Raw genomic sequence first — 22,808 nt, forward strand, 5'->3', positions numbered from 1 at the left:
CTCAAACCACAAGAAATGGGCATACTACTTGGTTGAAGCAAAAAAGAGCACACAAACTTCTGAGTCGTCAAGAGAGGTCAAGTTGCCCTGCGGCTGCATCTACCAAGAAACCAGCTGGATGCTAACCCGCATCAACGAATGTAGCTACCACCACCGCAAAAGAACCACCAAACGCCCATACAGACCCAAAGCTGAATGTGTCAGGCCCTGATGATAGTTTCAAATGCCCCCTAAATGATAGGTTAAATGCATCACCGAACCCGCAAGGTTCTGGAGAGTCTGCCGAATTCTTTTATAGCCTTCAAGCACTAACCATCCATATAAAACCAAGAAAGGTGGATTTAATTGGCAAAGCTGTTCGGAAGTTCAGGCGTCAGAGGCTTAGCAAACATTGATTTAACACCCCTTTTAGCGTGTAAAGTTGCCGCTGCATCAGCGATGCATGCAAAAGCCAAACGAGCGGTAGTCGCCAAAGACACACGCGTTTCTGGGGACATGATTGAAGCCGCTTTAGTCGCTGGCTTAATGTCTTGCGGCACAGAAGTCCTGCTTTTAGGTCGGGTTCCAACCCCTGTTTGTGCCTACGCCACCAAAATTTTGGGGGCAGATGTTGGTTTCATGTTGACGGCTTCACATAACCCCCCGCAGTACAATGGCATAAAAGTCTTCAACAACAACGCATTGTCATACACAGACGCAGACCAAGAGGCAGTGGAAAAAATTATCTCACAAAACCAGTTTGCGTTTGCTGATTGGCGCGCTTTAGGCAACACAGTGACGATTGATGCCACCCAACCCTACATGGATATGGTGCACAAAGCAGTTTCACTCAAAAAACAGTGGCGCGTCATAGTTGACCCAGGATGTGGCGCCGCCTTCAGCTTGGCACCAACTATGCTTAAATCCTTAGGCTGCAAAGTCACTGCATTAAATGCCCAGCCAGACGGGCACTTTCCTGCAAGAAAATCTGAACCCAACGCGGAAACACTCCAAGACCTCTCCAAAACCGTTAAAGCGCTGGGAGCAGACATCGGTATCGCGTTTGACGGTGACGCAGACCGGGTGGCTTTCATAGATGAAAATGGCGTCTTTGTGAACTTTGACCGCTCGTTAGCCGCCTATGGCGCTTTTGCATTGAAGCGGAATGGAGGCGGAACCGTAGTGACTAACGTAGAGGCTTCGATGTGTGTAGAAACTATGGCTGAGAAATACGGCGGCAAAGTTACTCGCACACGTGTCGGTGACATTTACGTTTCCGAAGCCATCGAACGCGACGGTGCGGTTTTCGGCGGCGAACCCTGTGGCGCATGGGTGCATCCCAAGCAGCATCTTTGCCCCGACGGTCCACTTTCGGCGGCGCTGTTTCTTTCAGCGCTTGAAGAGGTGGACAAAACAGTGTCCGAATTCGTCGAGGAAGCACCCGAATACATCACTATGCGCGAGAATTTTGTTTGTAAAAACGAAGCAAAATACAGTATCGTTGAAAAACTTGGCAACATCCTAAAAGAAGCATTCCCAGGCTACACAGATTTCTCCACTGTAGACGGGGTGCGACTAGCGCTCAAAGATGGTTGGCTACTCGTCCGCGCTTCAGGAACCGAACCCCTTATCCGTCTAACAGTCGAGGGCGCAACCCACAAGGCGGCAAAAGATATAACCCAAAAAGCATCAGCACTAATAGAGGCACAGACACGATGAAAGCGGTACTGCTAGCGGCAGGTGCAGGCGAAAGGCTCCAACCCCTGACTTCAACCCGCCCCAAACATCTTCTAAAGGTAGGTGGCAAACCGATTCTGCAATTCTGCCTAGAAGCAGTCAAAAAAGCAGGCATCACCGAAGCCATCGTAGTGACTCACTATATGGGTGAAGCAATACAGAGTTACTTCGGCGACGGCGCAGAACTAGGTCTAAAAATTACTTACGTTAAGCAACCCAAGATTTTGGGAACAGGAAACGCGGCGTCCGTAGCGGAGCCCTATTTGGATGGTGATTTTGTTTTGGTCTATGGGGATTTGCTCTTTGGACAAGACGCCGTGAAAGATGTGCTCTCAAAGTTTAAGAAGGGAAAAACCGCCGCAGTCATGGGCGTTGTAGCCGTTGATAGACCAGAAAATTACGGAATCATCGAGCAAACCCCGCAAAAACACGTGAAACGCATCATAGAGAAACCCGCAGCTGAAAAAGCGCCCTCAAACCTGGCAAACGCAGGAGTCTACGCGTTCTCCAAAGAAGTATTCGACAAAATCCGCCAAACCAAAGCTTCAATCCGCGGCGAATGGGAACTAACCGACGCCATAACCATGCTAGCAGAAGAAGGGAAAACAGTAGTAGCGGCCGAACTTTCAAGGCAAGACTGGTTTGATGTGGGTCGGCCCTGGGATTTACTGGACGCAAACCTCTGGGCACTTAAACGCATGGAACACAAGGTGCTGGGCAAAGTGGAGGAAGGCGCGCACCTCATCGGTCCTGTATCGGTGGCGGAGTCTGCGCGGATACGTTCAGGTGCATACATAGAAGGCCCAGCGTTTATCGATGAAGAAGCCGATGTTGGACCGAACTGCTACATCCGAAGCGGCACCAGTTTGGGCAAAAAAACCCGTGTGGGCAACGGTTGCGAAGTGAAAAACAGTATCCTAATGGACGGCACACACGTCGGGCACCTCAGCTACGTAGGCGATAGCATTTTAGGCGAGAAATGTAACCTCGGTGCAGGCACCATCATGGCAAACCTACGTTTCGACGATGCCCCCGTTAAAATGTTAGTTAAGGGTAAAGTGGTGGATACGGGCAGACGCAAACTCGGCGCCATCCTAGGCGACAATGTAAAGACAGGCATCAAAGCGCTCTTTATGCCCGGGGTAAAGGTTGGCGCAAACACGTGGGTTGGCGCGAACTTTATGGTGGAACGCGACCTGCCAGCGGACAGCGTTGTGTTGCTAAAGCAGAGCGGCGTAGTTAAGCCAAGAAAATAGTAGAGCCACGTTTTTTTGAAATCATTTTTCTGCTTTTGTTTATATAAGGGAGGGGAGGTAGCGGCAGAGCAGCAAGCGCGGCTGCCAGCATTTACAAAAAAAGTTAAGGTTTTTTTGGTTTAAGGTACTCTGCGAATTCCTCGTCCACCCGCGACTTCCGCCTACGACCTCGCCCCTTAACCAGTAAGAGGACGGCTACCGCAACGATCACAATTACAACAGCCAACACCACAATCGGAATCAAGTTGTCGATCTGCGGGGTTGAGATCGGTGTTGCCTTTACCGTTGGAAATGCAGATTGAGTAGGCGTAGCTGTACGTTGGCTCGTTGGGCCAGGAGTCGGCGGGGGAGGCGCCGCAATCCAAACAGCAGAATTAGTATTAACCATTCGTTCAGTTGAATTGACAACGTGCCCATTGGATGAACTGTAAATAGTATATGTATAGTCAACAGCTATACCTTTGATTTTGTCAAAGTATATGGTGGTTTTTGTGGTTGTATCTTCGCCGCCAATCAGGTTCGTGTCTCTTTCTCCAGTTGGATAAGAGCGTTTAATTGTGTCAGCTATGATTTGGTGTCCTCCATTCGGGTAGACTTGTTGGTTTTTTGCCAAGTTAGAGCCGATTATCAGAAAGCCATATGGTAGAGTGATTTGTCCGGTTTCTATGTTTATTGTTCCTGATTGAGTCGTTTGAGTACCATTCTGGAATTTTCTTACAAAATCTACCGACAGAACTGAGCCGGATACATCAGTTATTTTGAACTGTATCAGTTGTGTGCGGTTATATTCTACTAGCTCTGTAGGTGGGGTTGCTGAGGGATCGGTTGTAGTCCAGATTAAGATATATGAATAATCGAACGTTTCACCTTTTGACACGCCAGGTAACACTGTTTGAGCTGAGACCATATTTGCTGATGCCAAGATTATTGATGAAAACAAAATTACGAAGATGAATAAACGGTTAATTCTCATATGGATTCAACTGGTTATTATTGTTTAAATTTAGTATATAAAAGTTAAAAAAGAAAAAAGGTTGAGATGTTTTGTATTCTAAGACAACGATATGATAACGTTGTCTACAGATACTGCTTCAACTAGGCCGCTGCCTTGATGAGTATCAAGGTTGCTTTCGAATCGGAACCAGAAGGTCGACGTGAATAGCGATGGATTTGCTGCTCTGGTGAATGTCACTGAATACGTATGCCATTGGCCGTCGTTTTGAGTTGTTCCCAATGTAGCGAAGTATGTGAATGTTCTGTGGCTGAAGTATGTGTCGTAGAGGTTTGGATTTGAAACGTTTGCATAGGCGAGCACGAAGTCAGATATTGCATCGGTATTCTCTAGTTTGTACTGGAAGGTAATGGTTATTGTGTTTGCGGATGTAGCGTTAAGTGAGTTGCATGTGAATGGTCCGTCGTTTGTGCCGTTACGTATATCTCCGTTATCGTTGTAGTAGTTGTTTGAGTCTGATTTTGCGCAGTCTGTGCCGTCAACTCCAACGCCAACGCCGCGGTACCACGGTGGTTGAGATCCAACTGACCAACCGTAAGTCCAAGTTACTGAGCCATAGGTTTCAAAGCCTGTGCAACGTGTGTTTACGTTGAAGTATGTTGATGCTGTTGCATAGTTTTGTGCTGAAGCAGTCAAGATTGGTGTTCCAGTGCCAGTGTCTTTGTAGTAGAAGGTTGCTGTGCTTGCGCCGGCATTGATTGTTACTGTTGTGATTTCAGTTGTGCCATCTGAGTTGGAGTAGAATTTTCCTCCTGTAGAAGTTGAAACTAGCTGTATGGTAGTTGTGCCTGAGGTTATTGCAGCACCTGATTGTGTTTGACGTTGGACTGTGATGACGTTGGATACTTGGTTTAGTTGTAAGTACTGTTTAGTTCCAGTTGTGAACACTAGTTTGTCTGTTGATTGTGCTTTAAAGTTGGCGGTTATGGTGCCGTCGCCTTGTATGGTGGCTGTTGTTTGCTGGGAAGTTTCATCTGTGATGATTATATTACCGCTACGAGTCCAATCTACAAATTGGTACCCAGTTTTTGGTGTTGCCGTGATTGTGACTTGTTGTCCGTAAGCATAGTTTGAGATTGTTCCAGACGGACTGACAGTTCCATAGTCAACGTTGTTAACTGTGTATGTGACTGTGTATGTGGTGGGTGCTTGAGTTGACAGCGTAAATGTTGTAGTAGCACTTTGGTAGTTTGTGGCTGATGCGGTAAGGGTCTGTTGCCCTGAAGTGGGACACTTGTAGTAGAAGTCAGTTGTGCTGGCGCCTGAGCTAATTGTAACTGGGTTAGTAATCGCGTTTGTGCATTCTGCGTTGGAGTAGAATGTTCCTGCTGTAGCGGTAAGTGTGACAGATGTGGTGCCAGTTGTGATTGGGGTGCCTGCTGAATCTTGTCTTTGAACCGTTATTTTTTCGGATGGAGTGTTAATCTGTACGTTTTGTGGTGCGCCTGCTACGAAGGTGAGTTTGTTTGTTGCTTGGTTTGGAGTTGGGTTGGGGCTTGTGGAGGTGGATGGGTCGGGGCTGGTTGAGGTTGTTGGATTGGGGCCTGTGGATGTTGTTGGAGTTGGTGCAGTTTTGCTCTTGATGGTGAACTGTGTTTGGTCGGGGGTGTATCCTGGAGATGAGACTGTTATTGTGTTGGTTCCTGGGACGGAGTCTTTGAAGTAGAAGGTTGCGGTTCCACCTGCATTAGCAATGTTAACTGTTGATATTGGGTTTCCTTGAGCATCTTGGAAGGTGCCTGTGCTTATGCTTGCAGTCAAAGTAACAGTGATCGGGCCAGTTGTGCTGTCTTGCTGGCGTTTAATGGTTATTGGGTTGGATAGTTCGTTTACTGTTACTTCCTGAGAAGCACCAGAGGTGAATTCAAGGTATGGCTGGTTTGATTTTGCAAAGTGTGCTGTGATTGTGCCGGCTCCGTTGACTTTAACCAGTGTTGAAGTTGCTTGGTCACTGTAAATTTGTAGTGACGAAGTTGAGCTGGTCCAGCTGGTTAGAATTTCGTCTGAGGCTAATTGTGCAGATACACTGATGACTGAACCCACGTAGTATGATTGCGAAGATGAGGGATTTATGGTTGAGGTTGCAGTAGTTGGGTCTTTTGCAAAGGATACGCTAACCTGCTGTGTTGCTGTTTGGCCAGATTTCCCTGAGCTTTCCATAAACGTGCCTTCGATAGTCACGATTCTTATGCGTAAGTCTTCGTTGGGTTTCGGTTGATAATCTATGGTTAGTTTAACTGTTTGACCTAACGCTATGGGGATTGGGTCAAGCTGACCAGAATGGGCATCTTTGTCGTCAACTAGAAGTATCGTCTTTAAAACATCGTACATAGACACTGCTGTCATGCTTTAGGTGTACTGTTCCTTGCCCATTATTCTGGACATAAACAATTAAGTTTCCATCAGAGGTAAAACTCTGAATTAGCACGCTGTTGCCAGCTTTTTCGCTTTGGAAACCGATGTAGCCTGTTACCCATGCGTACGCCACTATGGCGGCTACGACGGCTATGGCTATCAAAAGTAGTACTGAGATTACTGGTGAAATCGCTTTGATTGAACGCTTAAATTTTGTTATTTTTCGCACGTGTTTTTTCTCCCTTTCTCTGTATTAAGATACCTTAGTCTTTGGTAGCCAATTTGAGGTCTTAGCTATTTAAAGCTACATAGAATAAAGTTCTAATTCCCCCAAAAGCCATGGTGAAAGTAACCTAAATACGCAATACGAAGCTTTTGGATGCGTTTTTGGGGGATATTACGGTTTTCGATATAGTGGGTTGTGTGAAACACCCTTTATAACTGCTGTAGTAATATTTGCGTATAGACGAATACTCTAGAAGAGAGTGGCAGTTGGGAAATATATGACGTTAGAAATAATCGACTACAAAGCTAAACGGCGAGACAAACTCATCATAATGATGGAAATCATCTCAATAGCTAAAAGCGGCACCAGCAAAACCCACATCATGTTCAAAGCCAACCTCAGCTTCAGCCAACTCAACGAATACATAAACTTCTTAACCAAACACGGTCTGCTTCAGAAAACCCAGCTTGACGGCAAAGCAGTCTACGTGCCCACAAGTAAGGGGTTGGAGTTTGTCGAGAAACAGCAAAGCATCATCGGCATGTTCAGCGACGACTGCTACAAGAGTCCACTCAAAGTTTCTCTCTTCAACGGCGACAACCAAAAAAATCGAAGCTTTAACGCGCCTCTCACTGCACAATGCTAGCTGTAGTTAAGAAAAACAGACACAAGACGCCCCAAAACCCGATTATCAACGAGCAAGAAAAACCATTAGATACCGAAATTAGCTTTATAAACGGACTAAAAGAAAGGGGAAGGGTTAGGTTGCGCCTGAAGCGCATTTCTGGAGTAGTTTTTCCCAGCGTTCATCCGTAGTGCGTTGAATCTCTGAAAGTATGTGGGAATTCTGGGGTGTGAAGAGGTGGCGGAATCTGCCTTGCCCTTCAAGGTAAGCTTTGACGGGTTTCTTCTTCTGGGGGGCCAGCGAGATGACTTTACTGGGTGTGGATAGCTGCCGTTTGCCGTTTACTGCCTCCCAAATGGGGAACACACAGGTTTCGACTGAGAGTTTTGAGTACTCCATGGATTTCGCTGGGTCGCTTCTCCAGCCTCTGGGGCAGGGTGCGAAGACGTGGAGGAATGCTGGTCCTTCAACTTCTAAGCCTTTTCGGACTTTGGTGATGAGGTCTTTCCAGTAGTAGGGCGTGGCGGTGGCGACGTATTCAATTTCGTGGGCTAACATGATTTCTGTGATTGGCTTCTTTTTCTCCAGTTTGCCAGGGATGACTGTGCCAGCGGGGCTGGTGGTAGTTGAGGCACCAATCGGGGTTGAACTGCTCCGCTGTATGCCGGTGTTCATGTATCCTTCGTTGTCGTAGAGGACAAAGAGTAAGTCATGACCGCGTTCCATAGCACCTGAAAGCGCTTGCAAACCGATGTCGACTGTTCCTCCGTCACCCGCCAATGCAATGACATCTATATGTTCGTCTTTGATTTTGCCTTTTTTACGCATGATTTTTATGGCTGCCTCGATGCCTGAAGCGTTTGCAGCGGCGTTTTCAAATGCAGTGTGAAGCCAGGGTACTGCCCATGAAGTGTAGGGGTAGATGGAACCGACGATTTCCATGCAGCCTGTTGCTTGGGTTACGATTGTGGGTCCGCGTGTGGCTTTCATGATTAATCTTAGCACGGTTACGGGTGCGCATCCTGCACAGGCTCGATGTCCGGACATGAATAGGTCAGGTTTTGTTGCGATGTCTCTGGCGGTGAATTTCCATTCTTGAGTTGTCATTTTCTTTTCCTCCTTACTCCCTTAATCCTAAATAGTTCACTGTCTTCTCAACTTGCCCTGTTCTGGCTATTTTTATGATGTCTTCGAAGACTTTGCGCAGGTCACGTGGACTTGAGTCGCGGCCGCCTAACCCAAAAATGTAGTTAACAACGATGGGTCTTGTGCTTTGGTCATATAATGCGTTTCTTACTTCACTAAAGACTGCTGCACCTAAACCGCCGGGGCTCATACATTTATCCATAACTGCAACAACTTTTACGTTCTTAAGGGCGTTTTTGATATCGTCGACTGGGAAGGGGCGGAATGCGCGGATTCTTAGAATTCCTGCTTTGATGCCTTCTTGGCGGAGTTGATCCACGATTACTTTGAGGGTGCCCGCAGTTGAGCCGAGAACAACAATAGCGATTTCTGCATCGTCGAGCTTGTAGGGGTCGATGAGACCGTTGCCGTAGCTTCTGCCGCTGAGTTTTGCGTATTCGCAGTTGACGTCTTGGATTTTTTTGTAGGCGTTTTTCATGCCTTCTTCTTGTTGACGTTTAAATTCAAAGTAGTAGTTTTGCAGCGCGTTTGGCCCCATGGTCATGGGGTTGGCGGGGTCAAGTTTGAACGGTACGGTTTTGCCCTCATGAGTCACCACGAGGGGGTATTGGCGTTGCCCGACAAATTGTCTTAAAACTTCATCGGGTAATGTGTCTACTCTTTCAAGGGTGTGGCTTAGGGTGAAGCCATCTATACCAACGATGACAGGCAACGACACGTTTATGTCTTCGCCGATCTTGAAGGCTTGAATGATAGAGTCGTATGCTTCCTGCGCGTTTTCAGCGTAAAGCTGAATCCAGCCGCTGTCACGTTCAGCCATGCTGTCTGAGTGGTCACCGTGTATGTTAAGCGGTGCTGAGAGGGCACGGTTTGCAATTGCCATCACCACAGGCACACGTGACCCAGAGGTTACATAGAGCATTTCATGCATCAAAGCCAAGCCAGCTGAAGCGCTTGCGGTGAACGTTCTAGCTCCAGTTGCGCCCGCTGCTAGGCATGCGGTCATGGCGCTGTGCTCGGATTCAGTGCAGACGTATTGGGTTTGGACTTCACCGTTTGCGACGTATTCACTGAATTTTTCAACTATGATTGTTTGGGGTGTGATTGGGTAAGCTGCCACAACGTCGACGTCGCATTGTTTAACTGCGTAAGCGACTGCTTCGTCACCGTTCATAGCCATAGTTTCTTGCTTAATCTGTTGTGTCAATGTTTACTCCTCCTCTTCCTCAGGCATCTTCATGGTTATGGCTTTGGTTGGGCACTCGTTTGCACATATTCCACAGCCTTTACAGAAGCCTAAGTCGATTTTGATTTTGTTTTTCTCTGGAAGAAAAGCTATAGCGCCCTCAGGACAGAGCATCACACATGTTAGGCAGAGGGTGCATTTTTCTAAATCACGTACAGGCATGTAGGTTTTCCAGTCGCCTGTCAAAAATCCGATGCTGGATTTGGATGGAACACCTGCGATGGAGATTTCTTTCCATGTTTTTTCTTTACTACTCATATGACTTTTGCCTCTTTGTATGCTTCTTGAACAACTGCAAAGTTTTTCTCTGCCAAGTCAGCGCGGAAGCGCCCTTTGAGGGTTTTCTGTATACCGTCTAAAGTAACGATGTTAGTTGCTTTGGCTACGACACCTAGCAGGGCAGTGTTTGTAATTGGAGCACCCAAGATTTTGAGGGCGATTTCTGTTGCAGGAACCGTCCAAACTTTCCCCTTAACAACTTTCAAGGTTTCTTTTAACGCGGCTGGTTCCTGGTTTGAGTTTATGATTATGCAGTCTTCTTCACGGTTTAATCCAGCTGTAACTGGCACCGTTTTTAGTAAAGTGTTATCTAAAACTATCACGACATCTGGGTCATAAACTGCGCAGTGCAGCCTGATTGGTTCGGTGCTGATTCGTGTGAAAGCAGTTACTGGCGCGCCCATCCGTTCAGGCCCAAACTCTGGGAATGATTGGATGTATTTGCCTTCATCGAGGGCTGTTCTAGCCAAAAGTTCGCTGGCTGTCCAAGCTCCTTGACCGCCTCTACCGTGCCATCTAAACTCTACCATAGTTTTCAAAGCAATCCCCTTCACTAAAGTTAGTTCTCTGTAAGTTCTACGTCAACCTTGATATACATTTTTCTAGTAAACAGGCAAAACTTGAATATTCAATGTACAAATTCTTGGTTGTAGGGTTTACATAGAAACTGTTTCTGTGAGGCTCGGTTGGCATATTTACTTAAAATCTTGAAAGAAGGCAAGTGTTTAAAGCACAAATCGCGAGCAAGCAGCCAACCGTAAACTATGACAAAAGTTATATCTTTCTAAGGGCTTCCACAATTTTACCCAAAAAGCTAGCAGAGAAGGCGGGCTTATGGAGGAAAAACAAAAGGCGGACATCCTTTTAACAGCTGACCGAACCTTAATGAGTAACTACCATCATAACGAGTTTCTCGGGTTCGGGACATGCGCACCGCCAAATTTTGTTCCAGAGTGGCTTTTTAGCTACCTTTTCTTTCCACCTATCGAGACCAACAGCCACCAGCCCTGGACAGCGCCGTACGGACTAAGAAAAACCGAAGCGCAACTAATTAAGGAAGGGTTTAATGTTGACACGGTAAGCCCACAGTATTTAGGTAAATACCTAAAAGATGCAAAAGTTCTGGGGGTACACGCCATGGACCCCTTTGGGCTGGGACCTGCTTCAACAACACTAGCGGCACTTTTCAAAAAAGAACCGTACTTAGCCAAGTATTTTCAGGCTCTGCTGACTAGCCCGCAGGTGAGAGAAGCAAAAAAGAGGGGCTTAAAAATTATCGTCGGTGGACCTGGAGCTTGGCAGTTCAAGTATAGGGCAAAAGCAGCAAAATACCTTGGGATTGATTGCGTTTTGGAGGGGGAAGGGGAAAATGTCGTGGGTAAACTGTTTAAAGCGGCCTTGGAAGGGCAAGAGTTGCCTGGTCACTATGAAGTGGGCGTGGGTGAGGTACCAAGTTTAGAGGAAATTCCAGACATCCAGAAGCCCTCGATCAACGGTTTACTAGAAATTGGAAGAGGTTGCTGTCGGGGATGCCAATTTTGCAACGTAACCCTGCGTCCGCTCAGATGGTACCCGCTTGAAAAAGTTGAACGTGAATTGAACGTGAACTTGAACTCAGGAAAGGTTCATGGCGCTTGCCTTCACGCCGAAGACGTCATGCTCTACGGGTCAAAAAACACCACCCCTGATCCAGAAAAACTTTTGAAACTACACCAAAATGTAATGAAACGCTGTGAAAGCCTAAGTTGGAGCCACTGTTCACTTGCTGCCATTGCTTCATCGCCTAAAGTGTTTGGGCAAATCTCAGAGATCATCCAGCAAAAGCAGAACTGGTGGGGCGTAGAGATAGGGATAGAAACGGGCTCATCTGAGATCGCGAAAAAGATTATGCCCGCCAAAGCGCACCCCTTTAGCGCTGACAAATGGCATGATGTCGTAGTTGAAGGTATGGGGTTGGCACATGACAACAAGCTCGTTCCAGCCTGCACCTTAATCGTAGGGTTACCAGACGAAACCGAGGATGACATAACTAAAACCATGGACCTCGTCGATGACCTAAAAGGCATGCGCAGCCTAATCGTACCGCTCTTCTTTGTTCCACTGGGACACTTAACCAATAAAGACTGGTTCACCAAAACACAGCTAAGTCAACGCCACAAAGAACTGCTGATTCAATGCGCTGAACACGACTTTTACTGGGTGGATAACCTGCTAGATTGGTCGTTTACGGGTAAATGGTACAGTCGCGTAATGAAGGAGTTCTATAAGGGCTTCTCGGCGATAGCGAAGCATAAGGTTAGAGAGATAGAATAAAGCGTCAAGCAACGATTAGGCTTAAATACTTTTGTGGAACTGAATGTGACAGAAGCACCGTGGTTTGCCGCCGTTGCACAGCCCGGTAGTGCAACTGACTGTTAATCAGTAGGTCAAAGGTTCGAGTCCTTTCGGCGGCGCCAACACTTCACCTTTTAAATGATGTTTGTAGTTTGAGAGCCTAAAAAGGCTACTAACCTCAACACGTCAACAGCAGCTCTATCCAGCCCAAACCAGAAAATCCAAGTCTTACCTTTCAAGAGTAGTTAGGATACCAAAAGTCTTTGGTTATCACTGTTTGTCCATCCGTTGCATTAACATAAAAGGTTGTAGTGAAGTGTGTCTGCGAATCCTCCGGAATTATATGGTAAAAACTAATGTAGACGTTGTAGGTATGTCCATTCTTTAGGGTGACTGAATAGTAATCGGTACCACCCGAAGCTTGATGAAATTGAAAAGCAGTCGATGCTCCTGTTTGAGTATCCACAAATTCTATCTCTTGAATGATTGTTCCAGGAAGATAAGTAACATATGCATTCCCTGACACCGTCACGTTATCTTTTACGAGGTAAAGGCTGATTGCTGCTATGGCGCCCAGAACGATAAGGAGAATGACCAGGACTGCAACTACCCGTCTCATAGGCTCCAATTACACTCTAAGAACGCGTACCCTTATGAGGTTTTGCAAATAGGAGTTCTTTGAATTATTGCTGTTAGCTGAAATTCCCTATAGCGCGAGCTAAAAGCTATAACTAGCCAAAGATAGTAACAACAAAGGGATAAAAATGAATTAATGACCCCACTAAGAAATTAGATAGGCGTTTGATGTAGGTCCGTAAAGTGTGTTTTTTTGATTAGTTAAAAAAAAATTATCCATATTGTAAATCATATTAAAAATGATTTAATGTAAAAAAACCGTAAATAAGCAAAAGTGCACATAGATTTTGAAATACATTTTCTTTGTGTAGTTTCTAATCCAAAGCTGAATGCTTTAAAGGCTTGTCATCGCCCAGTCCCAAGCGAAGGGTAGAAAAAGAACAAGTAAGGAAATGCGAACATGGTGAAAAATTTGCGAATTATCTACCAAAAAGCAACCCCAAACAACTGGTGGAGTGCGCCATAAACTAAACCCACACACAAGAACGAAAAAAATTGATTAACTCTTACCACATATGAGGCAGTTTCACTTAAAAAGACCGTTAATGCTGAAGCGTTGTCGGCTGTTTTTCTGGTCGGCAGACTTCCTCCATTCTATTCAACATCGAGGGCAAAGCAAAAATGATGTCCATGTCCGAAACGATACCTACAAGTTTTTCTTTGCGAACAACTGGTAAATGCTTGACTTTTTTTCGGCGCATAAGTTCTGCGGCTTCTTCCACGCTTGCTTCAGCATCAATTGTAATCAGAGGGCGTGAGGCCACCATTCCCGCTTTTATGGCGCTAACAGGCAACCCGTGCTCAAAACCCCGCGTTAACGCGTCTTTTGTCGTTATTATCCCAATAGGACGCTCACCCTGCACAACAACAATCGAGTCTATGTCAAAGCTGCTAAACGTCGCGATCACTTCATGCAGATTTGTGTCTTCGCGAACCACCTTAACAGGTTTGCTCATAATATCTCTAACTAAAACCGTACCTGACATAAAAACACCAAAACTCAAAAAGAATGTGGGTTTTTGTGGTTAATCAAGGTTTTTAGGAGTAACCGCTCACAAGTTAGCAGCGTTTTATGTGATACTGCTCGATTGTATCCTTTGCTTTCTCCCGTCGTTTCTGATGCTCTTCTAGGAAGCGGTTGAGTTTTTCCGCTATGTCTTTTTTGCACTCCCCACAGAGCATTTCGCCGCCTCGGCATTTACGTTCCCGCTCAACCAACTTTGCAGAGTCTTCTTCGAACAGGTAGAAGTAGTATTGGTATATGCTGCAGATTGATGGGTCAGCGCCCGTTTTGCGCTGCTCTGCCGCGGTGCCTTTACCGCCTGTGAAAGCGTTCCAAACCTTCTTTTTCACCACGTCAGGCTGGTCCACTGTGAATATGCTGGTTTCAGGCATGGAAGCGCTCATTTTTCCTCCTGCACCCAGTCCGGGAAGGAAGCGGCAGTGAATTTGGGCGGGTTTATAGTAGCCTAGTTTTTGGGCTACGTCGCGGGTGACTCTCCAATATGGGTCTTGGTCGATGGCGGCTGGAATCAACGCAGGCACGTTTTCGCCCGTGAGCTTTTTGTGGATAAAGCATGGCGCTGCTTGGATTGCAGGCCAATACACCCAACCGATGTTGGTGCTGTCTTGGAAACCGAAGCTGCTGCGTGCGGTGCTGTAGGTGATGCGTTTGGCAACTTCGAGGGTTATGTCGTAGAGGAGGTCGATGTCTTTTGTGTCGTAGATTATGAAGGTGTCTTCGGGTTTGAAGCCGAGTGCGATGAGGTCGAGGGCGTTTTCGTAGCTCCACTTCTCAGTTTCTTTTAGGTCGCGATCGTCGCTGACGAGGTATTTTTCGTCGTCGGTGATTTGGAAGTAGAGGCGGGTTTTGAATTTCTGCTGCATGTGAAGCGTGAATATCCATGGAACCAGATGCCCGATGTGAACAGGGCCGCTTGGTCCTCTGCCTGTGTAGAGCACAAACTTGGTGCCTTTATCGTAGAGGTTGAGTACGGTGTCGAGGTCGCGGTGGCTGAAGAAAATTTTTCGTTCAAGCTGCAGGTGCAACTTGTCGGTGTGTTTTGCTATTCGGGCGAGGAGTTCAGGTGTAAGTGGTTGGGTTCCGAATTCTTTAATGAGTCGTTCATAATCGACTTTACCTTTAACTTCCCAAGGGGTTACAACCATTTCGTTGTTGTTTTCTTCAGCGTTGGGTTGAGCCGTAGTGATTCACCAGACCGATTGTCAACAGTGGATTGTGTCTTGTCATATATCTTTTTTCGCTCATCATTTCTGTTGGAATTCGTGTATGCATACTGAAAGGGAAATCTGACCCCGAATCCAAAAACCTAGCAATCCATCTTTCTTTATATAAGGGAGGGGAGGTAGCGGCAGAGACGTCGCGTGGTTTACGAGTTTCAGCAGGGGGATCGTATCCGCCTTTAAATAGTGACATATAGAAAAAACCGCAACAAACCCGAACCGCAAGCCACCCAACCAAAGTTGTCACAAGCAAACTGTAGGTACATTAAAATGAAACAAAAAAAAAGAAAAGTGAGTGTATTTACACTCGATCCATTCAGCATTTGTGTTCCTTATAAACTAACGCGAGCACCACTGCAACCACACACATCACAGCTGCAGGAATAAACGCGTAGAGGAAACTCATGCCTGCATCTTGCACTAAACCAGCCAAAATCGGTCCAACAATTCCGCCTATACCGTAAGACGTAAAGAGGAAACCATAGTTTATGGCGAGGTTTTCTGCTCCGAACGAGTCTGCACAGCTTGCGGGGAACAATGCAAAGTTGCCGCCGAAGTTAAATCCTATCAATGCCGCAACGACGTAGAATAGCAGTGGGTTTGATGTAGTGAAGAAGAACACAGTCATCATTGCTGCTTGGAACGCGAACATGCCCATGAGTGCTTTGCGTCGACCAATTCTGTCAGAGATTTGTCCCCAAGCAATTCGTCCTGCACCGTTGAAAATCGGCAAACAAACAGCTGCACCGATAACTGCAAAGTCCGTTGCTTCGGTTAAAGTGAATCCGCTTGCAGTGAATCCATCTGTTGGGCTTTTTGCAAAGTTTTGTACGTTACCGATAACCATTAAGCCAGCAAGTGCACCGATAAGGAACATCATCCATAACAGGTAGAAGTTTCTTGATCTGAGCATTTGTTTGGGTTTAAGTGAGGTTACGCAGGGTTTACCAGCGGTTGCTTGTGGTGGAGTCCAACCTTTTGGCTTCCAGCCTGCTGGGGGATTTTTCATGGTTAATGAGCCCATGAGTACAAGGACTAAGAAGACGATTCCGTAAACTAAGAACGCGAAGTCAACGTTTGCAACTGTGTATGCGTATGCACCTGATTGTTTGCTAATTAATCCGCTAAAGCCAAGAACACTAGGTGGATTGGCTAAAAGAATCCATATGAAAGCGCCGAAGCCAAAACCTGCAACGGCAAGACCACTGACCAAGCCTTTCTTGTCAGGGAACCACTTCACTGCCGTCGCAATCGGTACTACATAGGCAAGACCGATACCTGCACCAGCCAGAACACCGATGAAGATTAATTTGCCGATAAAACTCGCGCCCATAAAAGAGGCAAGGATGTAACCCAAACCCAGTAAGACTCCTCCGAGTAAAGCCACTTTCATCGGACCCTGCTTAATCTGCAGCCGACCACCGATTATAGTAAAGATGGCAAAGACCAGAAGACCTACACTGAAAATAGCTTGGGTTTCTGTTTTAGTAAAGCCAAACTCGCTGGGTGCAGCCGCTGAACCTTGCAAAGGACCCGTAAATGCAGACCATGCATAAATCGCGCCTAATGCAAGTTGTATCAGAATGCCGCCAACAACAACGACCCAACGATTCATAACTTTTTGTTCAAGACCTGAATTATTGGGGGTAACCATGTAATTCACTTAGCGCAAGACTCTTACTGTTCTTAATTAAATCTCTTTCGCTTTATGATTTCTGCACATTGATTAAAAATTTTTTAATCGTTCATCAATGTATTCAATTTTTCAGAATTAATGTTTTAGTGGATTGTTATGATTGCCAAATGTGGACTATCTTAAATTCTAGAGATAATTATTTATTCAAAAACTAAGCAAGACATTGCAAAATGAGGAAAAAACATGAGCATTAAGTCAGCTAACCCTGCACCACTTGGACTTTTAGGTTTTGGTCTAACCACAGTTCTTCTAAACCTGCACAATACAGGCCTATTCAAGCTTGACACAATGATTCTCGCAATGGGCTTAGCATACGGCGGATTGGCACAAGTCATAGTCGGCATAATGGAATTCAAAAAAGGCAACACCTTTGGCACGGTCGCTTTCAGCTCATACGGCTTGTTTTGGTGGTCACTTGTAGCGCTTATTGTTCTGCCTAAAATAACCGTCATAAGCGGACTTAATACACCTTCAGAAACTGCTATGGCGGCTTACTTCTTTATGTGGGGTTTATTCACGTTGGCAATGTTCTTTGGCACATTAAAGAAGAATCGTGCAATACAATTTGTGTTTGGAAGTTTGTTCGTGTTGTTCTTTATGTTGACTGCACGAGAGTTGATGGGGAACCCTGTGTGGTTTAATGTTGTCACTGGAATTGAAGGTGTGATATGTGGGGCTAGTGCGGTGTACCTTGCGTTTGCAGAAATCCTCAATGAGGAGCACCAAAAAACAGTTTTGCCTATATGCCCAGTTAAGTAAAAGAGAATTTTTCCCACTTTTTTCTCGATTATTGCATAATTATAACGTTTTTCACAAAACGCAATGGATGAAACTGCGGTAACTGTATTTTTTTCGCGGAAACAGTGAAATTTGTCTCAAAAAAATTAACAGTTAAAGCATTTTAATCACAAACTTATTTCCATCAGAAAAAACTTGCCCCACAAAATATTGAAACACCCATTTTTGCTCCATCCAAATGTAAAAACCCAATCTTCCTGCTAAATCAAAAAAACCCAAAATCTTTTTTCAATTTTACATCAACGCTTTAAAAAAACTTATATTCAGTCAGGCATATTGTGCAAGCCAATAGGATGAGAATATGTCCGACGCTAGTCTACCCTTTAATGAGAAATATTCTCCAAGTATCGCCAAATTTTCTTCAGGTGAAATCCGCAAACAAATGTGGGAAGAATCCATAAAGAACCCCCGTGAATTCTGGGCTGAAAAAGCCAAAGCAATCGACTGGTTTAAGGCACCAACACAAGTGCTGGATGACTCAAACCCGCCGTTCTACAAATGGTTCCCAGACGGAGAACTCAACATATCATACAACGCATTAGACCGACACGTCAAAGGCAGCCGCAAAAACAAACTTGCCTACATCTGGGAAGGCGAAATGGGAGAAGTAAAAACATACACCTACTACCAATTATACCGGGAAGTAAACAAACTCGCAAAAGCACTGCAAAACTATGGCGTCAAAAAAGGCGACCGCATAGCAATGTTCTTGCCAGTAATTCCCGAATTACCCATCGCGTTACTCGCAACCGTCCGCATCGGTGGAGTCCACGCAGTAGTCTTTTCTGGCTTTAGCGCTGAGGCACTCGCAGACCGAGTAAACGACTGCGGCGCAACAGTCCTAATCACTGCCGACGGATCATTCCGCAGAGGCAAGCCCGTCGCAATCAAAGACACCGCAGACCGAGCCCTGCCAAACATGCCTGGCATAAAGAAAGTCATCGTCGTCAAACGCACAGGTCAACCAATCCAAATGCAAGAAGGACGCGACGTATGGTACCATGATGCAATTGCAGCAGCAGGAGCAAACGCATACGTTGAACCTGAAGTCATGAAATCAACAGACCCACTATTCATCCTATACACTTCAGGAACCACAGGCAAGCCAAAAGGTGTCCAGCACGGCACAGGCGGCTATCTGACATGGGCATACTGGACTCTTAAGTGGGCTTTTGATCCCAAAGACGATGACATCTATTGGTGCGTTGCAGACATCGGTTGGATCACTGGACACACCTACAACGTTTATGCACCACTTAGCCACGGAGTAACCGCATTCCTCTTCGAAGGTACCCCAGACTACCCCGCACAAGACCGCTGGTGGAGCATGATTGAAAACCACGGCATCACAATCCTCTATGGTACCCCAACTGCCGTTCGCATGTTCATGAAATTCGGCGAAGAATGGGTCAACAAACATGACCTGTCTACACTACGCGAACTCGGCTCAGTAGGTGAAGCCATAAACCCTGAAGCTTGGAAATGGTATTACCGTGTAATCGGCAAAGAACGCTTACCAATCATCGACACTTGGTGGCAAACAGAAACCGGCGGCTTCATGATCAGCCCAGCATCAGGCATCGAGTTAACACCACTTAAACCAGGCTCAGCCACGTTACCTTTGCCAGGAGTTAATGCAGACATAGTCGACGAAAAAGGACAACCAGTACCACAAGGAACCAAAGGCTACCTAGTGATAAAGTCTCCTTGGCCTGGAATGCTTCAAACAGTCTGGAAAGACCCCGACCGTTTCAAGCAAACATACTTTGGTAAATGGCCAGGAATCTACTACGTAGGCGACTACGCAATCCGAGACCCAGACGGATACTTCTGGCTGCTTGGAAGAGCAGATGAAGTCCTAAAGGTTGCAGGACACAGAATCGGCACTGTCGAACTCGAAAGCGCACTCGTCAGCCACCCAGCAGTCAGTGAAGCAGCAGTCATGGGCAAAGAAGACGCAGTTAAAGGCGAAGTCCCAGTAGCATTCGTCGTGTTACGCAGTGGATTCACTCCTTCAGCAGAGCTACAAGCGGAACTGACAAAACACGTCAGAACCACAATCGGCCCCATCGCAACCCCAGACGCAGTCGTAATCGTGCCAAAACTACCCAAAACACGTAGCGGTAAAATCATGCGCAGACTCCTAAAAGCAGTCCTCACAGGCGCAGCACTCGGCGACACAAGCACAATCGAAGACGAAGGCTCAATCGAAGACATCAAAGCAACCTACAACGAGTTACGCAAGCAACTCGAAAAGAAACAGTAAACCCTTCTCTTCTTTTCTTTTTTATTTCTAAACCTACGATTCTAATTTAATGACCCTTTTTACTGCAGCAACCCAATAACCCATCACTAAAACAAAATGTTTAATGTCGTGTGGTCGGGAGAGCAGGATTTGAACCTGCGACAGCTCGGTATCTGTGGCCTAGACAGGCTAGAATGAAGCCCACCATAGGTAGACCTCTACAGCTTCTCCGTCCGCCGGCACGTGCCGATGGGCTCGAGAGCTCTGCCAGGCTGAGCTACCTCCCGATAGTGAACCCATAAAGACAAACAAAGAAGATTTATGTGTTTTGGATTTAACGCCGCAGTGAAATCATCCTAAACATTTTAATTCCAAAGCAAGAGTGAAATAGCACTCAAAGAGGCACAAATTTATGGTCAAAACAATCGGCATAGTCACATCAGGCGGCGACGCACCAGGCATGAATGCAGCAATCCGTGCAGTCACCCGTGTCGCAGCCTGCCGCGAAGTACAAGTTCTCGGTTTCGAGCGGGGCTGGGATGGGTTACTGAGTAACTGTTACCGCAAACTTACCCCCCGCACTGTAGGGGGAATCATTCAAACAGGCGGAACTATACTCCACACATTGCGGTGCCCCGAGTTTGAGCAGCCTCAAAGCCAAGAAGTAGCCGCACAGACGTTAAGCCAAAACAGCGTAGACGCATTGGTGGTGATCGGCGGCGATGGCTCTTTTAGAGGCGCCTTGGAACTTAGCAAGCGTAGCGGTGTGCCAATGATCGGGATACCTGCAACCATAGACAACGACGTGTATGGCACGGATGAAACCATTGGATTTGACACTGCTGTAAACACCGCGGTCGCGGCTATCGACAAAATCCGTGACACAGCCATAAGCCACGAACGCATTTTCATCGTCGAAGTCATGGGACGCAAGCGCGGTTTCCTCGCGCTGCAAGTTGGCATCTGTGTCGGCGCAGAAGTCATCCTCATCCCAGAAAAACCCCTCTCCACCTGCGAAGTCATAAAAATCATGGAGACAAACTCCAAGAAAGGCAAACGTGCAGGCATAATAGTCGCAGCCGAGGGGTTCGGCGACTCCAGCCAACTCACCCACCAACTACAGCAGCAAACCACCTCCGAAGTCCGCCTCTCCATAGTGGGCTACTCACAGCGGGGAGGGAGCCCAACCGCACGCAGTCGCCTCCTGGCAAGTTTGTTTGCAGAAAAAGCGGTAGATTTGATCTGTGAAGGTAAGGGCAACTTGGCAGTCGGCCTCCAAAACGGCGTAGTCGGTGCTGTGGATTTGGAGCAGTCGGCGCGGGGGGTTAAGCCGCTGGATTTGCGGTTACTCAAAGTCGCTGAGATGCTGTCTGTTTAGCCTTGTGGGTTGGCAACATTAAATAGGCTGAGGCGCAAATAGCCAAGTATGCCAAAAACTCTCAATTTGCCCCTGCGCGTCTACGAGGATGTTGTGAGGGTTTCAGAGGAACTTTCGCTCATCGCAAAAAAACCAGTTTCCACATCTATGGCTGTCGATTTACTCATCGAAATCTACCGTGCCCATCTAAGTAATCCCTGCGCGATGGATACGTTTAGCCAGCAAATGCGGAATTTGGAGTTGATGACTCCAGAGGAGTTCGACCGCTACTGGGATGAACCAGACACCGAAAAAGCGCCAAGAAAAAAAGCGAAATCAAAGAAAAAATAATCTTGGCGCGTAGTCTGAATCGAAGATTTCTGCCTACGATTCAGGCGCCCTTACGTCCACGTTCTGTGTAACCACAAAGAATCGTCGGATAATTAGTTGTCTTTTTTCTTCACGATCTTCTCTATGTCTAAAATCAGCGACAACTTGTCGTTTTGTTTACCAACTCCGATTATGAAGTCACCCAACGAAGAAGTTATCTCATTATTTTTCTGAATATCCGCCTCTTTGATGGTAGTAACCTCAGTTACAGCGTCAACGACCACGCCAACAGCTGATTTTTCTAAGTCAATGATCATGATTTTCTCACTACCATTGTGCACGTCCGCTAGCCCAAGTCGTTTGCGTAAATCGACAACAGTTATGATTTGCCCTCTGAGGTTTGTAACTCCATTTACATAGTCTGGTGCTCCCGGTACACGGGTTACTTGCTGCATGTCCCTGACTTCACGGACTTGCTCGACTGGGACACCGTAATTAACATCGTCTACAGTGAAGTTAACTATTTGTAAATCCCCGTTTGTTGTCTTCGCCATCTTTTTCACCTATTCTGCATGTATATTGTATTTTTTGCATATCGCGTTTAGGATGTTTTGACGTGACTGGATTAGTTTCGCCATCTGCTCGTTAGTTTTCTGCGCTGCTGCTACGACCGCTAAGGCACTTTCGCTGACTGTTCTTGTCTTTGAAACGGCACTCTTTGCGTGTTCTTCGATTGCCAGAGTCGTTTTTCCAACGGACTCGGCGTCGTTGTCAACTTCGCCAGCGATTTTTGCCACTTCTCCAGCGCTCTCCATAACCATCTTGGTTGAGTTTTCAACTTCCAAGGCCACGTTTGTGACGTCTTTTGCTATGTTAGCCATTTGTTGTGCTGAGGCAGTTTGCTCTTCTACAGCTGAGGATGCCTCTTCAGATGCAGATGAACTTTCCTCAGCGATACTTGCAACTTCCTCAATGGTCTTTGTAACTGAGACGATTTCTTGAAGACCTTTTTCTACGCCGTTAGTGAGACTGGTTACTTTTCTAGTCATATTTTCCATTATCGCAGCGATACCTTCAGATTCTTTAATTGCACCCAAAACTACGGATGCACCATCTTGGGCACCTGCTTGCGACTGACTGGAAATCCTACTAGTTTGGTCGCCTGCTTCTTTGATGTTTTTGACCAAGTTGATTGCTGAGCCTGCAGCTTGCTTGGACTGCCCCGCTAAGCCTTTAACGGCGTCGGCTACGACGGCGAATCCCCGGCCAGCTTCACCAGCACGAGCAGCCTCAATAGCCGCGTTTAA

Annotated in this window: 21 protein-coding genes and 2 tRNA genes; 10 read left to right on the top strand and 13 right to left on the bottom strand. The window is 46.4% G+C overall.

All coding sequences use genetic code 11. The features are described from left to right. Positions 1-28 precede the first annotated feature (28 nt). The 3 genes from NWE96_11870 to NWE96_11880 all read left to right on the top strand — a co-directional run bounded on the left by NWE96_11870 (position 29) and on the right by NWE96_11880 (position 2,972). Positions 29-211 carry a hypothetical protein gene (locus tag NWE96_11870; protein ID MCW3984667.1) on the top strand — a complete coding sequence of 61 codons (183 nt, stop codon included), beginning with the start codon at positions 29-31 and terminating at the stop codon, positions 209-211. Positions 212-345: 134 nt separating this feature from the next. Further along, a complete protein-coding gene (glmM, locus tag NWE96_11875; GenBank protein ID MCW3984668.1) occupies positions 346-1,698 on the top strand; it encodes a phosphoglucosamine mutase in 1,353 nt (450 codons plus the stop codon). Further along, the gene (locus NWE96_11880) at positions 1,695-2,972 is read left to right on the top strand and encodes a sugar phosphate nucleotidyltransferase (protein MCW3984669.1); all 1,278 of its coding nucleotides are present in this window, start codon (positions 1,695-1,697) and stop codon (positions 2,970-2,972) included. Before glmM ends, NWE96_11880 begins: the two co-directional genes overlap by 4 nt. A gap of 103 nt (positions 2,973-3,075) precedes the next feature. On the opposite strand, the gene NWE96_11885 is transcribed toward NWE96_11880, so the two are convergent. The 3 genes from NWE96_11885 to NWE96_11895 form a co-directional block, all read right to left on the bottom strand. Then, a complete protein-coding gene (locus tag NWE96_11885) occupies positions 3,076-3,849 on the bottom strand; it encodes a hypothetical protein (GenBank protein MCW3984670.1) in 774 nt (257 codons plus the stop codon). Between the two features lie 174 nt (positions 3,850-4,023). Further along, positions 4,024-6,315, bottom strand: a complete 2,292-nt coding sequence (locus NWE96_11890; GenBank protein ID MCW3984671.1) for a hypothetical protein — start codon at positions 6,313-6,315, stop codon at positions 4,024-4,026. Beyond that, complete coding sequence (locus NWE96_11895; protein ID MCW3984672.1) at positions 6,281-6,568, bottom strand: type IV pilin; 288 nt, start codon at positions 6,566-6,568, stop codon at positions 6,281-6,283. Before NWE96_11895 ends, NWE96_11890 begins: the two co-directional genes overlap by 35 nt. Before the next feature lie 274 nt (positions 6,569-6,842). Here NWE96_11895 and NWE96_11900 point away from each other — a divergent pair, with 274 nt between their 5' ends. Then, positions 6,843-7,211 carry a winged helix-turn-helix domain-containing protein gene (locus NWE96_11900; protein MCW3984673.1) on the top strand — a complete coding sequence of 123 codons (369 nt, stop codon included), beginning with the start codon at positions 6,843-6,845 and terminating at the stop codon, positions 7,209-7,211. A 114-nt stretch (positions 7,212-7,325) separates the two neighbouring features. Here NWE96_11900 and NWE96_11905 read toward each other — a convergent pair whose 3' ends face one another. Genes NWE96_11905 through NWE96_11920 form a run of 4 tightly spaced genes read right to left on the bottom strand, consistent with a single transcriptional unit; the run spans position 7,326 to position 10,391 of the window. Continuing rightward, a complete protein-coding gene (locus tag NWE96_11905) occupies positions 7,326-8,297 on the bottom strand; it encodes a thiamine pyrophosphate-dependent enzyme (GenBank protein ID MCW3984674.1) in 972 nt (323 codons plus the stop codon). A 13-nt stretch (positions 8,298-8,310) separates the two neighbouring features. Continuing rightward, positions 8,311-9,516: a pyruvate ferredoxin oxidoreductase gene (porA, locus tag NWE96_11910; GenBank protein MCW3984675.1), complete on the bottom strand. Its 1,206-nt coding sequence runs from the start codon at positions 9,514-9,516 to the stop codon at positions 8,311-8,313. Positions 9,517-9,546: 30 nt separating this feature from the next. Then, positions 9,547-9,840: a 4Fe-4S binding protein gene (locus tag NWE96_11915; protein ID MCW3984676.1), complete on the bottom strand. Its 294-nt coding sequence runs from the start codon at positions 9,838-9,840 to the stop codon at positions 9,547-9,549. Beyond that, positions 9,837-10,391 carry a 2-oxoacid:acceptor oxidoreductase family protein gene (locus tag NWE96_11920; GenBank protein ID MCW3984677.1) on the bottom strand — a complete coding sequence of 185 codons (555 nt, stop codon included), beginning with the start codon at positions 10,389-10,391 and terminating at the stop codon, positions 9,837-9,839. The genes NWE96_11915 and NWE96_11920 overlap by 4 nt, the downstream gene beginning before the upstream one ends. A gap of 304 nt (positions 10,392-10,695) precedes the next feature. Here NWE96_11920 and NWE96_11925 point away from each other — a divergent pair, with 304 nt between their 5' ends. Next, positions 10,696-12,174, top strand: a complete 1,479-nt coding sequence (locus NWE96_11925) for a B12-binding domain-containing radical SAM protein (GenBank protein ID MCW3984678.1) — start codon at positions 10,696-10,698, stop codon at positions 12,172-12,174. Positions 12,175-12,240: 66 nt separating this feature from the next. Continuing rightward, positions 12,241-12,317 (top strand) — tRNA-Asn (locus NWE96_11930). 1,056 nt (positions 12,318-13,373) lie between these two features. On the opposite strand, the gene NWE96_11935 is transcribed toward NWE96_11930, so the two are convergent. The 3 genes from NWE96_11935 to NWE96_11945 all read right to left on the bottom strand — a co-directional run bounded on the left by NWE96_11935 (position 13,374) and on the right by NWE96_11945 (position 16,729). Then, positions 13,374-13,787 carry a CBS domain-containing protein gene (locus NWE96_11935; protein ID MCW3984679.1) on the bottom strand — a complete coding sequence of 138 codons (414 nt, stop codon included), beginning with the start codon at positions 13,785-13,787 and terminating at the stop codon, positions 13,374-13,376. A 103-nt stretch (positions 13,788-13,890) separates the two neighbouring features. Beyond that, a complete protein-coding gene (locus NWE96_11940) occupies positions 13,891-15,000 on the bottom strand; it encodes a tryptophan--tRNA ligase (GenBank protein ID MCW3984680.1) in 1,110 nt (369 codons plus the stop codon). A gap of 391 nt (positions 15,001-15,391) precedes the next feature. Then, positions 15,392-16,729 carry an OFA family MFS transporter gene (locus NWE96_11945; GenBank protein ID MCW3984681.1) on the bottom strand — a complete coding sequence of 446 codons (1,338 nt, stop codon included), beginning with the start codon at positions 16,727-16,729 and terminating at the stop codon, positions 15,392-15,394. 225 nt (positions 16,730-16,954) lie between these two features. On the opposite strand from NWE96_11945, the gene NWE96_11950 reads away from it, so the two are divergent. Then, positions 16,955-17,530, top strand: coding sequence for an acetate uptake transporter (locus tag NWE96_11950; protein MCW3984682.1), 576 nt, complete (start codon positions 16,955-16,957; stop codon positions 17,528-17,530). A 340-nt stretch (positions 17,531-17,870) separates the two neighbouring features. Beyond that, complete coding sequence (gene acs, locus NWE96_11955; GenBank protein MCW3984683.1) at positions 17,871-19,835, top strand: acetate--CoA ligase; 1,965 nt, start codon at positions 17,871-17,873, stop codon at positions 19,833-19,835. Between the two features lie 111 nt (positions 19,836-19,946). On the opposite strand, the gene NWE96_11960 is transcribed toward acs, so the two are convergent. Then, positions 19,947-20,101, bottom strand: a tRNA-Tyr gene (locus NWE96_11960). Between the two features lie 125 nt (positions 20,102-20,226). On the opposite strand from NWE96_11960, the gene NWE96_11965 reads away from it, so the two are divergent. Together NWE96_11965 and NWE96_11970 are read left to right on the top strand one after the other, a co-directional pair. Next, on the top strand, positions 20,227-21,192 hold the full coding sequence (locus NWE96_11965; protein MCW3984684.1) for a 6-phosphofructokinase: 966 nt from the start codon (positions 20,227-20,229) through the stop codon (positions 21,190-21,192). Positions 21,193-21,240: 48 nt separating this feature from the next. Continuing rightward, positions 21,241-21,522, top strand: coding sequence for a hypothetical protein (locus tag NWE96_11970; protein ID MCW3984685.1), 282 nt, complete (start codon positions 21,241-21,243; stop codon positions 21,520-21,522). A 92-nt stretch (positions 21,523-21,614) separates the two neighbouring features. Here the strand turns inward: NWE96_11970 and NWE96_11975 are convergent, their stop codons facing one another. Continuing rightward, positions 21,615-22,055 (bottom strand): chemotaxis protein CheW, encoded by a 441-nt coding sequence (locus tag NWE96_11975; protein ID MCW3984686.1) that lies wholly within the window; start codon positions 22,053-22,055, stop codon positions 21,615-21,617. Positions 22,056-22,064: 9 nt separating this feature from the next. Then, a partial coding sequence (locus tag NWE96_11980; GenBank protein ID MCW3984687.1) for a methyl-accepting chemotaxis protein occupies positions 22,065-22,808 on the bottom strand: 744 nt, incomplete at its 5' end.

It is taken from the genome of Candidatus Bathyarchaeota archaeon (assembly GCA_026014685.1).
Lineage (GTDB): Archaea > Thermoproteota > Bathyarchaeia > Bathyarchaeales > Bathycorpusculaceae > Bathycorpusculum.

Excerpts from the sequence above, each read along its gene's own strand:
- NWE96_11880 (MCW3984669.1), top strand. The coding sequence starts at position 1,695 with ATGAAAGCGGTACTGCTAGCGGCAGGTGCAGGCGAAAGGCTCCAACCC.
- NWE96_11890 (MCW3984671.1), bottom strand. The coding sequence starts at position 6,315 with ATGTACGATGTTTTAAAGACGATACTTCTAGTTGACGACAAAGATGCC.
- NWE96_11900 (MCW3984673.1), top strand. The coding sequence starts at position 6,843 with ATGACGTTAGAAATAATCGACTACAAAGCTAAACGGCGAGACAAACTC.
- NWE96_11905 (MCW3984674.1), bottom strand. The coding sequence starts at position 8,297 with ATGACAACTCAAGAATGGAAATTCACCGCCAGAGACATCGCAACAAAA.
- porA (MCW3984675.1), bottom strand. The coding sequence starts at position 9,516 with ATGGCTATGAACGGTGACGAAGCAGTCGCTTACGCAGTTAAACAATGC.
- NWE96_11915 (MCW3984676.1), bottom strand. The coding sequence starts at position 9,840 with ATGAGTAGTAAAGAAAAAACATGGAAAGAAATCTCCATCGCAGGTGTT.
- NWE96_11920 (MCW3984677.1), bottom strand. The coding sequence starts at position 10,391 with ATGGTAGAGTTTAGATGGCACGGTAGAGGCGGTCAAGGAGCTTGGACA.
- NWE96_11925 (MCW3984678.1), top strand. The coding sequence starts at position 10,696 with ATGGAGGAAAAACAAAAGGCGGACATCCTTTTAACAGCTGACCGAACC.
- NWE96_11935 (MCW3984679.1), bottom strand. The coding sequence starts at position 13,787 with ATGAGCAAACCTGTTAAGGTGGTTCGCGAAGACACAAATCTGCATGAA.
- NWE96_11940 (MCW3984680.1), bottom strand. The coding sequence starts at position 15,000 with ATGGTTGTAACCCCTTGGGAAGTTAAAGGTAAAGTCGATTATGAACGA.
- NWE96_11945 (MCW3984681.1), bottom strand. The coding sequence starts at position 16,729 with ATGGTTACCCCCAATAATTCAGGTCTTGAACAAAAAGTTATGAATCGT.
- NWE96_11950 (MCW3984682.1), top strand. The coding sequence starts at position 16,955 with ATGAGCATTAAGTCAGCTAACCCTGCACCACTTGGACTTTTAGGTTTT.
- acs (MCW3984683.1), top strand. The coding sequence starts at position 17,871 with ATGTCCGACGCTAGTCTACCCTTTAATGAGAAATATTCTCCAAGTATC.
- NWE96_11965 (MCW3984684.1), top strand. The coding sequence starts at position 20,227 with ATGGTCAAAACAATCGGCATAGTCACATCAGGCGGCGACGCACCAGGC.
- NWE96_11970 (MCW3984685.1), top strand. The coding sequence starts at position 21,241 with ATGCCAAAAACTCTCAATTTGCCCCTGCGCGTCTACGAGGATGTTGTG.
- NWE96_11975 (MCW3984686.1), bottom strand. The coding sequence starts at position 22,055 with ATGGCGAAGACAACAAACGGGGATTTACAAATAGTTAACTTCACTGTA.